Origin of the sequence: Mesorhizobium sp. KACC 23794, from assembly GCF_052180275.1 — a bacterium.
Classification (GTDB): domain Bacteria; phylum Pseudomonadota; class Alphaproteobacteria; order Rhizobiales; family Rhizobiaceae; genus Kumtagia.
This window is the reverse complement of record NZ_CP197465.1, coordinates 2,982,630-2,994,939: the sequence shown is the minus strand read 5'-3', so window position 1 is coordinate 2,994,939 and position 12,310 is coordinate 2,982,630. Positions and strand designations below refer to the sequence as shown.

Here is a 12,310-nt window from a genome sequence, read left to right as displayed (position 1 = left end):
GCCACCCATGTCCCTGCCCGTTCCCTTCGTTTCCGATATCATGGACATCCAGAAGGACTGGATCGACTACAACGGCCATCTCAACATGGCCTACTACAACGTGCTGTTCGACAAGGCTTCCGACGACGCCTTCGAGTTGATGGGGCTGGGCGCCTCCTATGCCCGCGAGCGAAAGCTGACCGTGTACACGGCGGAGGTCCACATCTGCTACGTGCAGGAACTGCATCTGGGAGACAGCGTGAAGGTCAGCTTCCAGCTTCTCGACCATGACGAGAAGCGCTTCACCGCCTACCAGGAGATCCGCCATATCGACGGCTGGCTGGCCGCCACCTCCGAAACGCTGTCGCTGCATATCGACATGGCCGGCCCCAAGGTCGTGCCCTACCCTCCCGACATCGCGGAGAAGGTAGTGGCCTTCCGGGCGGCTCATGCGAGCCTGCCGAAACCCGAGCGTTCCGGCCGTTCGATTGCGATCAAGCGCAAATAAGGGCGCGCGGTGCCGTTAACCGCTGGTTAACCATAAATCGCCGCTAATTCTTAAGGTTACCGTTTATGCACAATTTGAACGGTTCCGGCCGGTTGATCCCGCGCGCTCCGGCGCGAAGACTCGTCGCACATCGAATCGGGTCGCGTGGGGGCGGGACTAGCGGCTTGCCGGAGACGAAGATGAAACTCGATATCGCCACGATGTCGGCACGGCTCGCCTCCGACGCGAAGTTGACCGACTACGATTTCTGGCGGGCGATCAAGATGATCGACGACGAACTCTACCAGATCGAGCGGCGCGGCCGGCCGATACCGATGCAGATGATCTACGCCCGCCATGTGCTGAAGACCGCCCGCTCCAAACGCCTTCATTCCAGGGATATCTGGAGTGATTGACAGATATTTAGAAGAGAAATTCTACATTTCATGAAACAATTAAAGTAATATAGAATGCCAAAGCGAACAAATCCGCTCGAATATCGTCGGAAAGACGCGATTTCTTCTTGATATTGCGGCCATGCACCCTCCCTGCTGCGATGATCGAATCCTTCGGCCGGATTTAAATTTGAACCTTTTGCCCGCGTTTTCCGTTGTTGGCGCAACAAACGTGATCGAGGGCTTCAGATGGAATGGAAATCCGCATCCGAAATTGGCGACGATTGGCATATGACCGATCGCCTCCATGCGGAGCATGGAAAAGGCGATCCCTTCGCCGCAGCCATTCGTGCAACCCGCATGGCGATGATCATCACCGATCCCCGCCAGAACGATAATCCGATCGTCTTCGCGAACGACGCCTTCCTGCGTTTGACGGGTTACGATCGCGACGAGATCATGGGACACAACTGTCGGTTCCTCCAGGGCACCGAAACCGAGACCGAAACGGTGTCCCGGATTCGCCGAGCCCTGCTGGCGCGCACCGACATCAATGTCGATATCCTCAATTACCGCAAGGACGGCACCTCGTTCTGGAACGCGCTCTACATCAGCCCCGTGGTCAACGAGGCCGGCGAGTTGCAGTTCTTCTTCGCTTCGCAACTCGACGTCACCGACCGCAAGGACGCCGAGCATCGCGTGGTGGCCGACAAGGAGCGGTTCGAAGCGGCGGTCCGCGCCCGCACGAGGGAGCTGGAGGCGGCACTCGATGCGCAGCGGACGCTGCTGCACGAGGTCGACCACCGCGTGAAGAACAATCTGCAGATGGTCTCCTCGCTGATCCTCATGCAAAGCCGCTCGATTACGGATGAAAAGACAAAGCGTTCGCTGCAGGCCATGTTGGAACGCATCGAGGCGCTGAGCACCGTTCATCGCCGGCTCTACCAGTCGGACGACGTCACCAGCTTCGACCTTGCGGATTTCATCCGCGATCTCGTCCGCGACCTGATAGCAGCGTCGGGCCGCTCTCACATCCACGCCGAGTTCGATCTCGAAGCCACCGTGATACCGGCCGAAAAGGCGACGCCGATCGCATTGATGGTGAACGAACTCGTCACCAACGCCTTGAAACATGCCTTTGACGACATCGAGAATGGTGCCGCCTCTTCGGCACTGGCGCTGGGCCTGACGCGCTCCGACGGCCGTTTCATTATCGAGGTCGCCGACAACGGCAAGGGCATGCCCCTGACCGAAAACGGCACGTCCTTCGGCAAGCGGCTGGTCCATTCGCTGGCCCGGCAATTGCGTGCCGACATCACATGGAGCGCGGCGTCCCCCGGTACGCGCGTCCGCGTCATCATTCCGGATCAACAGCCCAGCGGCGGTACACTCCATGCGTGATCAAGAGTTCGAACCCTTCCGTGTCCTCATCGTCGAGGACGAAGCGCTTCTCGCCATGGAACTGGAGCTGCTGCTTGAAGACGCGGGGCACAAGGTGGTGGGCTGGGCAACTTCGTCGGCGGAAGCGCGCGATCTGGCGGACACGCTCGACGTGGACCTCGCCTTCGTCGACGTCCATTTGACGGACGGCCCGACCGGCGTCGGCGTAGCCGAATACATCGGCCGCCGGAAACGGTCGACGATCGTGTTCATGACCGCCAATCCCAAGCGCATCCCCGAACATTTCGCGGGCGCGGTCGGCGTAATCGCAAAACCCTACACCGCGAACGGCCTGAATGCCGCGCTACGCTATCTGGATGAGGGCGTCCGCCGGCCTCCCCCCGTCTCCGCACTGCCGGTCGGCTTCATCCTCTCGCCCGATTTCGAGGCGGCATGGAAGACAGCGCCGAGCTGAAGCCTCGCCGTCATGACAGTTTTTCCTTGAAGAAGGCGATCGTCCGGCCCCAGGCGAGATCCGCCGCTCTCTTGTTGTAGCGCGCCTCCGAGGTATCGTTGTTGAAGGCGTGCTGGGCGCCGTCATAGACGTAGACGGTAAAATCCTTGCCCGCCGCCGTGAGTGCGGCCTTGTAGGCGTCGATGCCGGCGTTGATGCGTTCGTCCTGCCCGGCATATTGCAACAGCAGCGCCGCCTTGATGTTGGTGATGGCCGCCGCATCTTTCGGCTGCGCTCCATAATAAGCAACGCCCGCAACAAGATCGGGCGAGGCAATGGCGAGGTTGTTCACCGTGCCGCCGCCCCAGCAGAAGCCGACCGCGCCAACTTTGCCGTTCGACCAGTCCTGCGCCTTCAGCCAGGTGACGGTCGCCGCGCCGTTCGCGGCCGTCTTCGCTGGATCGAGCTGTGAAAACATTTCGCGCGCCTTCTCCTCGTCGGCGGGCGTGCCGCCCAGCGGCGACAGGTAATCGACGGCCAGCGCATCGAACCCTTCCAGCGCGACGCGGCGCGCCACATCCTTGATGTGGGCGTTGAGGCCGCGGTTCTCGTGGATGACGATCACCGACCCGAGTTTGCCCGCCTGGTCGGCGGGCTTGACCAGATAACCCTTCATCTCGCCGTCGGCGCCCGGCCAGGTGATGTCCTCCGCTTTCAGCCGCGCATCGTCCTCGGCGACAACAGCCGCCTGCGCCGAATTCGCCGCCAGCATCGGCGCGATGACGGCGGCGGCCGCGCCCGTACCCGCCAGCTTCGTCAGCTTTTCCATGAATCCACGCCGGTCGAGCGTCAGATGCGTGTATTCGTCATAGGCGTCGATCATCGCCTGGGTGATGGCAGGCTTGTCCATGGCTCGCTCCCGAATTGTATGAGGAATGCAAGATAGGTCGCGGGCGCGAGCGGTCCAGTCAAGGCTTCGTGAGGCGGGACCGCTTTGGGGGGCTCGCAGCAAACTGGAAGAGGGTCATGGCTGGTATCCCAGGCAGATGGCGCCGAGCGCGACGACAGCGCAGGCGGCGATCCGTCTCGCGGTCAGCTTCTCGCCAAGGAATATCCCGCCGATAACAGCCGCGAACACGACGCTGGTTTCCCGCAGCGCGGTGATCGGGCCGGCTGGCCCGAGCGCGAAAGCGGCGACGACGGCGCCATAGGCAACCAGCGCGACGACTCCGCCTGCAAGCGCCTTCCACGTCTCGGGCGCCCGGACCTCCACCGCGAGTTTTCCCCTCAACAGGTCGAACGCCGCCGCCAGCATCAGGCCATAGAGAAGGACGACCCAGGCCGTATAGGCGCCGGCATGGCCTGCCTGGCGAACGCCCATGGCATCCACCGTCGCATACGCGGCGATGATCGCCCCGGTCGCCAGCGCGAACAGGATCGACGACACGGCGGCCCTGTCCCGCCCCAGCGAGAGGCTCATGATGCCTACAGCGACAAGGATGACGCCGGCCGTCTGGTAGGGGCCAAGACGTTCGCCGGCGAACAAAAACCCGCCGGCCGTCACCAGCAGCGGCACCGTCCCGCGAACGATCGGATAGACCTGCCCGAGTTCGCCGTGTCGGTAGGCTGCCACCAGGAAGATGCTGTAGCCGACCTGCAGCCCCGCCGAAAGGACGATGCAGGGCCAGGCCGTGGAGGCAGGAAAGGGAAACAGCATCGCCAATACCGCGCCGGCGATCGTGCTGGAGAAACTCATGACCGTGACGGTCCAGAAGCGGTCGGCGCCGTTGCGAAGAAAGGCGTTCCATGTCGCGTGCAGTATCGCCGCCGAGAGAGCCAGGCCGATGACCGTCGCGCTCATCGGTCCTTCGCCGCGATGATGCCCGATGCGGCCTTCCAGGCGTCGGAAATCGCCTCGTCGCCCCGTCCCATCTGCGCCATCAACGTGGCCCCCTCGATCAGCATGAGCAGAGCCGCGGAAGCGCTCTCGGCCCGCTCGGCGGGCATGATGCCTTCGAGAATGGTTTTCATGCGCCGCTTGAGTCCGGTCTTCTGATCGACAACCGCGCGGAAGACGGGATGCGTGGGGTCGCCGAATTCCGCTAGGGCATGGGCGAACAGGCATCCATGGAAATCGGCGGCCTCGAACCAGCACCGGTGCCAGTCGAAGATGGTCCCGATCTTCCGCTCGGGCGCGATCGCATCGTCAACCAGTTGGTCGAGCTGGCGGTCGAAACGCTGTGCCCGCCAGTTCAAGACCTCGACGATCAGGCCGTCCTTGCTCGGAAAGTGACGGTACATCGTCATCTTCGCCACGTCTGCTTCCGCGATGATCCGGTCGATGCCGGTGGCGTGGAAGCCGAAGCGCTTGAACAGGCGATAAGCGGTTTCGACGATGAGCTGCCGTTTGTCGGAAGTGCCGGGAGGTGCAGTCATGGTGGAACCCATGCAAGAGTGATACAGACCTGTCTCACCTCTACATGGATATGACGTCACCCGTCAACGTAGCTTCAGAATGACGTCTATGAATGCGGTCCTCCAAGTCTGGGCCAGACCGGGATTTCGGGCTTGATACGCTGAACGGCTACCCCGGCAGCGGCTTGCTGAACGCGTCGGTGAAAATCACCTCACCCACCTCGCCCGCCGTCTCGCCGAGCACGACATCTATGAAGCGATCGGTGACGCGCACCAGCGCGAAGCCACCCATATAGGCCGCCTTCGGCTTGAACAGATCGAGCCCGTCGCGTCGGTAGATCATCGGCGTCTCGTGCTGGTGGCCGTGGAAGACGGCGATGACGGTGTAGGCTTTCAACACGTCGAGCATCGCCCGGCGGTCCGCATCGCTCCACCAGTGAGGCGCGCCACTGCCCTCGTCGTCGAACGTGCTTTTCGCCGGGTCCCAGCGCTCCATCGAGAACGGGTCCCAGCCATAATGCTGGAACAGGACGACCGGACGGCCGTCACCGGCATAGGCCGCAAGGTCCGCCTTCAGCCAGGGCAGGCCGCTCACCGCGCCTTTTGTCGTGTCCCCGGCGAAACGGTGCGACTGGACGAGATGCAGCCGGCCCCAATTCCACGAATAGCAGTCCGACCCGGCATCATAATTGTCGGCCGGCACCGGCGGCTTGAAGAACACGCTCGGCCGGTGGTTGATCTCGACATAGTCACGCAATTCCCGCCGATACCAGTCGGCATGCGGCGGCAGCCCGTCCTGGTCGAGGTCGTGGTTGCCGAGCCCGGCATAGACCGGAAAATGCACGCGCTCCGGCCCGACTCCTTCCCGGTAGCGGTGGCTGAACTGCAGGAGTTGCGTGCCTTCCCGCGGCAGGGCGATCTGGCCGCCGCCGTCGTCGGTCATATCGCCGCCGATCACCAGTCCGCGCGGCCTGCCGATGCGTTCGCCGGCACTGGCCAACCTGCTCGCCGCACCGTTCACCGTCTCCGGCCAGTGCCGATGCTCCAGTCCGTTCAGCCCGGCGATATGGCGCAGCAGGTTGGCGTCGGTCTTGCCTTCCTCCTGGCAATTCGGACTGAGGCCGTCCGCCGTCCGGCAGGCATGGATGTCGCTGGAAAACAGGAAGGTAGCATCGGTCCGGCTGGCATCCTCCCCCGTCTGCGCGAAAGCCCCTCGGACGCGCATCGCGCCCAGGCCGGCCAGGGCGCCGCCGATCAGCCGTCGCCGCGAAGGGGCAACGAGGCCGCCCAGGGGATCGGGCAAGGATCTATTTACCATAGCCCATCTTCAACCGTTGATCCGGCCAAGAATACCGCAGTGCGAAAGTGCTTCAACAGCGACCATGCGTGGCCGCGCAGTGACACCACGCCAACTCTTTGGAAAACCGCCGATTTCCATTTGAACTCCAAGCACTCTGCATTATGCTCCGCCGCGATCGGAAGGTTACGGGGGACGATTGCCGATGATTCTCTCTAGACGCGAAGTGATGCTCGGCGGAATGGCGGCACTGGCGACCGGGTTTGCCGGGGCCGAGGCCAATGCGCAGGCGTCGTCCTATTTCGCCGGCACGATCACCGACAATGGCATCACCTTCCGCGCCACCAACTTCAAGAAGATCGACAAGAAGTGGCAGCGCCAGGTCGTAAAATTCAAGTCGAGCGAGCCGCAAGGCACCATTGTCGTCGATACGCGCAACCACTTCCTCTACGTGATCATGGAGAACAAGACGGCGATCCGCTATGGCGTCGGCGTCGGCAAGGAAGGGTTCCAGTGGTTCGGCCGCTCGACCATCGACCGCAAGGCGCTGTGGCCGCGCTGGACTCCGCCGCCGGAAATGATCAAGCGCCATCCCGAACTTCCCCCCTTCGTCGAAGGCGGCTCACCGAAGAACCCGCTCGGGCCCCGCGCCATGTACCTGCATCGCGACGGCGCCGATACCGGTTACCGCTTCCATGGCACGATCCAGCCCTGGAGCATCGGCACGGACGCCTCGTCGGGCTGCATCCGCATGTTCAACGAGGACGCGATCGACCTCTACCAGCGCTGCCCGATCGGCACCGCGGTGCAGGTGCTGCCGCACCTTGCCGAGCAGGCGCAGCGTTCGATCTCCAAACCCGAAGAAATCGAAGCCCAGTAGGATCGCCGCCATGATCGCCCGCCACGACGCCTTCCGGCGGCTTCTCGCCGCCGGTCTGCTGGTCACGCTTGCCGCCTGCACCACCGCGAAGCTGGAAACGCCGGAAGCGCCGGGCGTTAATCCCAACGAGGTCGGCAACACCAACGACCCCGCCGCCGGCTTCGCCAATGCCGGACCGGGCAGCGAAGAGGATTTCATCCTCAATGTCGGCCGCCGCACCTTCTTCACCTCCGGCTCGGCCGAACTCGACTCGGTGGCGCGCGCCACGCTCGACAAGCAGGCGGCGTTCATGCAGCAGAATCCGCGCTGGCTGATGAAACTGCAGGGTTTCGCCGACGATCCCGGCTCCGAGTCTGCACAACTGGCTTTGTCGCAGAAGCGCGCCGACGCCGCCATGCGCTACCTCGTCTCGAAGGGCGTCGATCCCAAGCGCATGTGGGCGAAAGGCTATGGCAAGGAGCGCCTGGTCCGCGCCTGCACCGAAAATTCCTGCCGCGTGCAGAACCGCCGCGTCGTCTCCAACCTGCGCAACGAATACGACACGCCGTAGCTATCCTCCCCCCTTGAGGGGGAGGTGCCCGCGAAGCGGGCGGAGGGGGTACTCGCAGAAGGCACCGCCCGAACGTCGAGCACTGCCGCGGCGACCCCACCCGGTCGGACTGCGTCCGGCCACCCTTCCCTCAAGGGGGGGAGGGAAGCCGGTGCGTCACGCCTCCAGAAACCGTATCCGGTTTCCGAACGGGGCGATGACCTCGCATTCGACGCCCCAATCCTGCCGCTGCAGGCCGGGCCGGTTGTATTTATAGTCCTTGGCGACGAGCGACTTCTGCCACGCCTCGACGCCCTTCATGTAGACCAGCATGTTGGCGCCCGGGCTGGCGTCGCCCGAATGTTCGGAAAGATGCAGTTTTAGCGCGCCGCGCGACACCTGGCAGTAGAGCGGCATAGTCGTCTCGAAGCGGTGCTCCCAGTCGAGCGTCATGCCGAGGAAACCGAGATAGAAATCGCGCGCCCTCGCCTCGTCGAAGATTCGGATGATCGGCGCCGGCGGCTCGAAGCGCCACGCATCCGTCTCCTTTCCCTCGATCTTCGCCGACAGCACGTTCCAGCTTGCCAGCCCGAACTGTTTCGCCACGATCTCCAGCGCCTGGCTGTGGCTGACCGTCAGATCGGCGGCGGCAAGCGCCTCGCGCATGGCTTTCGCCATCGCCTTCGCGTCACGATAATTTCGCATGATTCCGGTTCTCCAGCCCGGCGGAATCCTGCCTCAGCGCCCGCATTGCCGAAGTCTTCGCCGGAACCGTTCACCGGTTGGACTCTCTTGTTCCGACGCATTCGCCAAACCCTTACGGGCGCGGACTGCCGGCTGCATCGGGGCCGGCAGGAAAGCTACCGGCGGTGGCGCGCGGCGTCAACAAATCCGGCGCGGCGCCCGTTTGCCATATCCGGAAACCTCACGCGCTCTTGCGCGCCGCCTCCCGCCTCGGCAGCTTCCAGTTCGGCCGCGGAAAATGGCAGGTGTAGCCGTTCGGGTAGCGCTCGAGATAATCCTGGTGCTCCGGCTCGGCCTGCCAGAAATCGCCGGCCGGCGTCACCTCGGTCACCACCTTGCCCGGCCACAGCCCGGAGGCGTCGACATCGGCGATGGTGTCTTCCGCCACCCGCTTCTGCTCGTCATTGAGGTAGAATATCGCCGAGCGGTAGCTCGCGCCGACATCGTTGCCCTGCCGGTCGCGGGTGCTCGGGTCGTGGATCTGGAAGAAGAATTCGAGAATGTCGCGGTAGCTGATCTCAGCCGGATCGAACAGGATTTCGATCGCCTCGGCATGGCTGCCATGGTTGCGGTAGGTCGCGTTCGGCACGTCGCCACCTGTATAACCCACGCGGGTGGAAATGACGCCGGGATAGCGTCGTATCAAATCCTGCATGCCCCAGAAACAGCCGCCGGCAAGCACTGCGCGTTCGGTCGTCATGTCGTCGCTCCTTCGGTTGGGATTGCCCCATAGATAGGAAGTGCCGGCGGGAATTGGTAGCGCGCGGCCATACGCACAGGGTCAGGAGGAAAGAATTCCTCAATTCTCGATCATCCCCTCTTGCTTTCGGTACAAAACGGAAACGCTGCTGGCCTTTCGGCCCCGAATCACTACATTCGGGGGAATGGCCGGCCAGCCCGACGATATCCCTTTCTTCGACGACGACGCCCCGCGTCCGGCGCGTGGCGAGCCTGCGTCCGCGCGGCCGCCGCAATCCGGCGCTTCCGGCATCGCCGCGCGCGCCATGGCCGCAAGGCAGGGCCACAACAACGCGCCGGATTATCTGCGCGGCCTGAACCCCGAGCAGCGGCTGGCGGTGGAGACCACCGAAGGCCCGGTGCTGGTTCTGGCCGGCGCCGGCACCGGCAAGACCCGCGTGCTCACCACCCGCATCGCCCACATCCTCGCCACCGGCCGTGCCTGGCCGAGCCAGATCCTCGCCGTCACCTTCACCAACAAGGCGGCGCGAGAGATGAAGCAACGCGTCGGCATCCTGGTCGGCGAGCAGGTGGAAGGCATGCCATGGCTCGGCACCTTCCACTCGATCGGCGTAAAAATGCTGCGCCGCCATGCAGAGCTTGCCGGCCTGCGCTCCGACTTCACCATTTTGGACACCGACGACCAGATAAGGCTGCTCAAGCAACTGATCCAGGCGGAGGGGCTGGATGACAAGCGCTGGCCGGCCCGCCAGTTCGCGCAGATGATCGACGGCTGGAAGAACAAGGGGCTTGGCCCGGCCGAAATCCCCGAGGGCGATGCCCGCTCCTTCGCCAACGGAAAAGGCCGCGAACTCTACAAGGCCTACCAGGACCGCCTTGCGACGCTCAACGCCTGCGACTTCGGCGACCTCCTCTGCCACCCCATCCGGATTTTCCGAAAGCACCACGACGTGCTGGCGGAGTATCATCGCCGGTTCAAATACATCCTGGTCGACGAGTACCAGGACACCAACACCGCGCAGTACATGTGGCTGCGATTGCTGGCGCAGCGGCCGCAGACCGGACGCCCCACCTCCCCCTCGAGGGGGGAGGTCGCGCCGCGCAGCGGCGCGGGTGGCAGCGCTGAACGTCCAGTCGAAAGCGCCATCCACCCCACCCCGGACCTACGGTCCGACCCTCCCCCTCCAGGGGAGGGTAACTCGCGCCTTTCGGCCGAAGGCCGCAAGCCCGACCGGGCGTCGGCCGGTCAGGCCGCCCCCGCGGAGGGCCAGCCGCCGGAGGCGGCGGTACGGCCCGTGAGCGAAAACAAGGTCAACATCTGCTGCGTCGGCGACGACGACCAGTCCATCTATGGCTGGCGCGGCGCGGAAGTGGACAACATCCTGCGCTTCGACAAGGATTTTCCTGGCGCCACAATCATCCGCCTCGAACGCAACTACCGCTCCACCGCTCACATATTGGGCGCGGCCGCCCATCTCATCGCCCACAATGAGGGCCGCTTCGGCAAGACACTGTTCACCGATCGCAACGACCCCGAGGACGGCAAGGTCAACGTCCACGCCGCCTGGGACTCCGAGGAGGAAGCCCGCGCCATTGGCGAGACCATCGAGCAGTACCAGCGCCAAAACCACCTGTTGAACGACATGGCGATCCTGGTGCGCGCCTCCTTCCAGATGCGCGAGTTCGAGGACCGTTTCGTCACGCTGGGCCTGAACTACCGCGTCATCGGCGGCCCGCGTTTCTACGAGCGCCAGGAGATCCGCGACGCAATGGCGTATCTGCGCATCGTGGCTCAGCCCGCCGACGACCTCGCCTTCGAGCGCATCGTCAACGTGCCGAAGCGCGGGCTGGGCGAAAGCGCCGTGCGCCAGGTCCACGACACCGCCCGCGCACTCGGCATCCCGATGCTCGCCGCCGCCGAAAAACTCGCGGAAAGCGACGAGCTGAAGCCGAAACCGCGCGCGGCCCTTCGCCAGATCGCCGCCAATTTCGCCCGCTGGCAGGAGTTGTTGGAAACCCAGCCGCACACCGAGCTTGCGGAAACCATTCTGGAAGAATCCGGCTACACGGAAATGTGGAAGAACGACCGCTCGGCGGAAGCCCCCGGCCGGCTGGAGAATCTGAAGGAGCTGATCCGCTCCATGGAGGAATACGAGTCGCTGCGCTCCTTCCTCGAGCATGTCGCGCTGGTCATGGATAGCGAGCAGAACGCCGAGCTCGACGCCGTCTCCATCATGACGCTGCATTCCGCAAAAGGGCTGGAGTTCGAGACGGTGTTCCTGCCCGGCTGGGAGGAAGGCCTGTTCCCCCACCAGCGCGCGCTCGACGAGGGCGGCCGCTCCGGCCTGGAGGAAGAGCGCCGCCTCGCCTATGTCGGCGTCACCCGCGCCAAGAAGAATCTTCACATCTGGTTCGTGTCGAACCGCCGCATCCACGGCCTGTGGCAATCCACCTTGCCCTCGCGGTTCCTCGACGAACTGCCGGAAAAACATGTCGAGGTGCAGGAGGGCGGCAATTCCTACGGCGGCTACGGCAACTCCTACGGAGGGCGCGGCGGCGGCTTTTCCGAACCCGGCCGCAAAAACCCCTACGGCGCCTCGCGCTTCGACTCGATCGGCTCGCCCTCAGGCGCCGCCGCCGCGCGCGGCGACCAGCGCGCCGCCGGCGATGCCGGCCGCGCCTTCTCCAACTCCTACGCCACCCCCGGCTGGCAGCGCGCCCAGCAGAACCGAACTGAAGCTACCGACCGCAACTGGGGCACCCGCTCCGGCCACGCCGTCGAGCGCATCGGCTACGGCGAGACCGATTCCGGCTACGGCGCCGGGCGCGGTTCGGTGAAAGGCAAAACCATCGACGGCGAGCTGGTCGCCAAATCCGTCGCCAACACCCCCTCCCCCTTCACCGTCGGCGACCGCGTCTTCCACCAGAAATTCGGCAACGGTAACATTGCCGCGATCGAAGGCAACAAGCTAACCATCGATTTTGACCGGGCCGGGCAGAAGAAGGTGCTGGATGGGTTCGTGACAGGGGTGTGAGGAACAAGCTGTTCCG

13 protein-coding genes are annotated in these 12,310 nt (G+C 64.1%); 7 read left to right on the top strand and 6 right to left on the bottom strand.

Translation table 11 applies throughout. The features are described from left to right. Window positions 1–7 precede the first annotated feature (7 nt). The 4 genes from ACSBOB_RS14640 (at window position 8) to ACSBOB_RS14625 (ending at window position 2,716) form a co-directional block, all read left to right on the top strand. A complete protein-coding gene (locus ACSBOB_RS14640; protein ID WP_442583115.1) occupies window positions 8–487 on the top strand; it encodes a thioesterase family protein in 480 nt (159 codons plus the stop codon). Between the two features lie 179 nt (window positions 488–666). Next, the gene (locus tag ACSBOB_RS14635; RefSeq protein WP_442583114.1) at window positions 667–882 is read left to right on the top strand and encodes a hypothetical protein; all 216 of its coding nucleotides are present in this window, start codon (window positions 667–669) and stop codon (window positions 880–882) included. Between the two features lie 270 nt (window positions 883–1,152). Then, window positions 1,153–2,262 carry a histidine kinase dimerization/phosphoacceptor domain -containing protein gene (locus ACSBOB_RS14630; protein WP_442583113.1) on the top strand — a complete coding sequence of 370 codons (1,110 nt, stop codon included), beginning with the start codon at window positions 1,153–1,155 and terminating at the stop codon, window positions 2,260–2,262. Further along, window positions 2,255–2,716 (top strand): response regulator, encoded by a 462-nt coding sequence (locus tag ACSBOB_RS14625; protein ID WP_442583112.1) that lies wholly within the window; start codon window positions 2,255–2,257, stop codon window positions 2,714–2,716. The genes ACSBOB_RS14630 and ACSBOB_RS14625 overlap by 8 nt, the downstream gene beginning before the upstream one ends. A 10-nt stretch (window positions 2,717–2,726) precedes the next feature. Here the strand turns inward: ACSBOB_RS14625 and ACSBOB_RS14620 are convergent, their stop codons facing one another. The 4 genes from ACSBOB_RS14620 to ACSBOB_RS14605 form a co-directional block, all read right to left on the bottom strand. Next, window positions 2,727–3,605, bottom strand: coding sequence for a dienelactone hydrolase family protein (locus ACSBOB_RS14620; RefSeq protein ID WP_442583111.1), 879 nt, complete (start codon window positions 3,603–3,605; stop codon window positions 2,727–2,729). A 114-nt stretch (window positions 3,606–3,719) separates the two neighbouring features. Next, window positions 3,720–4,556, bottom strand: coding sequence for an EamA family transporter (locus ACSBOB_RS14615; protein WP_442583110.1), 837 nt, complete (start codon window positions 4,554–4,556; stop codon window positions 3,720–3,722). After that, window positions 4,553–5,131, bottom strand: coding sequence for a TetR/AcrR family transcriptional regulator (locus ACSBOB_RS14610; protein WP_442583735.1), 579 nt, complete (start codon window positions 5,129–5,131; stop codon window positions 4,553–4,555). Before ACSBOB_RS14610 ends, ACSBOB_RS14615 begins: the two co-directional genes overlap by 4 nt. 148 nt (window positions 5,132–5,279) lie before the next feature. Further along, entirely contained in the window at window positions 5,280–6,428 is a 1,149-nt protein-coding gene (locus ACSBOB_RS14605; protein WP_442583109.1) for a metallophosphoesterase, read from the bottom strand. Window positions 6,429–6,612: 184 nt separating this feature from the next. On the opposite strand from ACSBOB_RS14605, the gene ACSBOB_RS14600 reads away from it, so the two are divergent. Together ACSBOB_RS14600 and ACSBOB_RS14595 are read left to right on the top strand one after the other, a co-directional pair. Further along, the gene (locus ACSBOB_RS14600) at window positions 6,613–7,287 is read left to right on the top strand and encodes a L,D-transpeptidase (RefSeq protein ID WP_442583108.1); all 675 of its coding nucleotides are present in this window, start codon (window positions 6,613–6,615) and stop codon (window positions 7,285–7,287) included. Window positions 7,288–7,297: 10 nt separating this feature from the next. After that, complete coding sequence (locus ACSBOB_RS14595; protein ID WP_442583107.1) at window positions 7,298–7,837, top strand: OmpA family protein; 540 nt, start codon at window positions 7,298–7,300, stop codon at window positions 7,835–7,837. Window positions 7,838–7,993: 156 nt separating this feature from the next. Here ACSBOB_RS14595 and ACSBOB_RS14590 read toward each other — a convergent pair whose 3' ends face one another. Together ACSBOB_RS14590 and msrA are read right to left on the bottom strand one after the other, a co-directional pair. Next, window positions 7,994–8,521 (bottom strand): glyoxalase superfamily protein, encoded by a 528-nt coding sequence (locus ACSBOB_RS14590; RefSeq protein WP_442583106.1) that lies wholly within the window; start codon window positions 8,519–8,521, stop codon window positions 7,994–7,996. A 220-nt stretch (window positions 8,522–8,741) separates the two neighbouring features. Beyond that, entirely contained in the window at window positions 8,742–9,260 is a 519-nt protein-coding gene (msrA, locus tag ACSBOB_RS14585; RefSeq protein ID WP_442583105.1) for a peptide-methionine (S)-S-oxide reductase MsrA, read from the bottom strand. A gap of 184 nt (window positions 9,261–9,444) precedes the next feature. Here msrA and ACSBOB_RS14580 point away from each other — a divergent pair, with 184 nt between their 5' ends. Continuing rightward, entirely contained in the window at window positions 9,445–12,294 is a 2,850-nt protein-coding gene (locus tag ACSBOB_RS14580) for a UvrD-helicase domain-containing protein (protein WP_442583104.1), read from the top strand. Window positions 12,295–12,310: the final 16 nt, after the last annotated feature.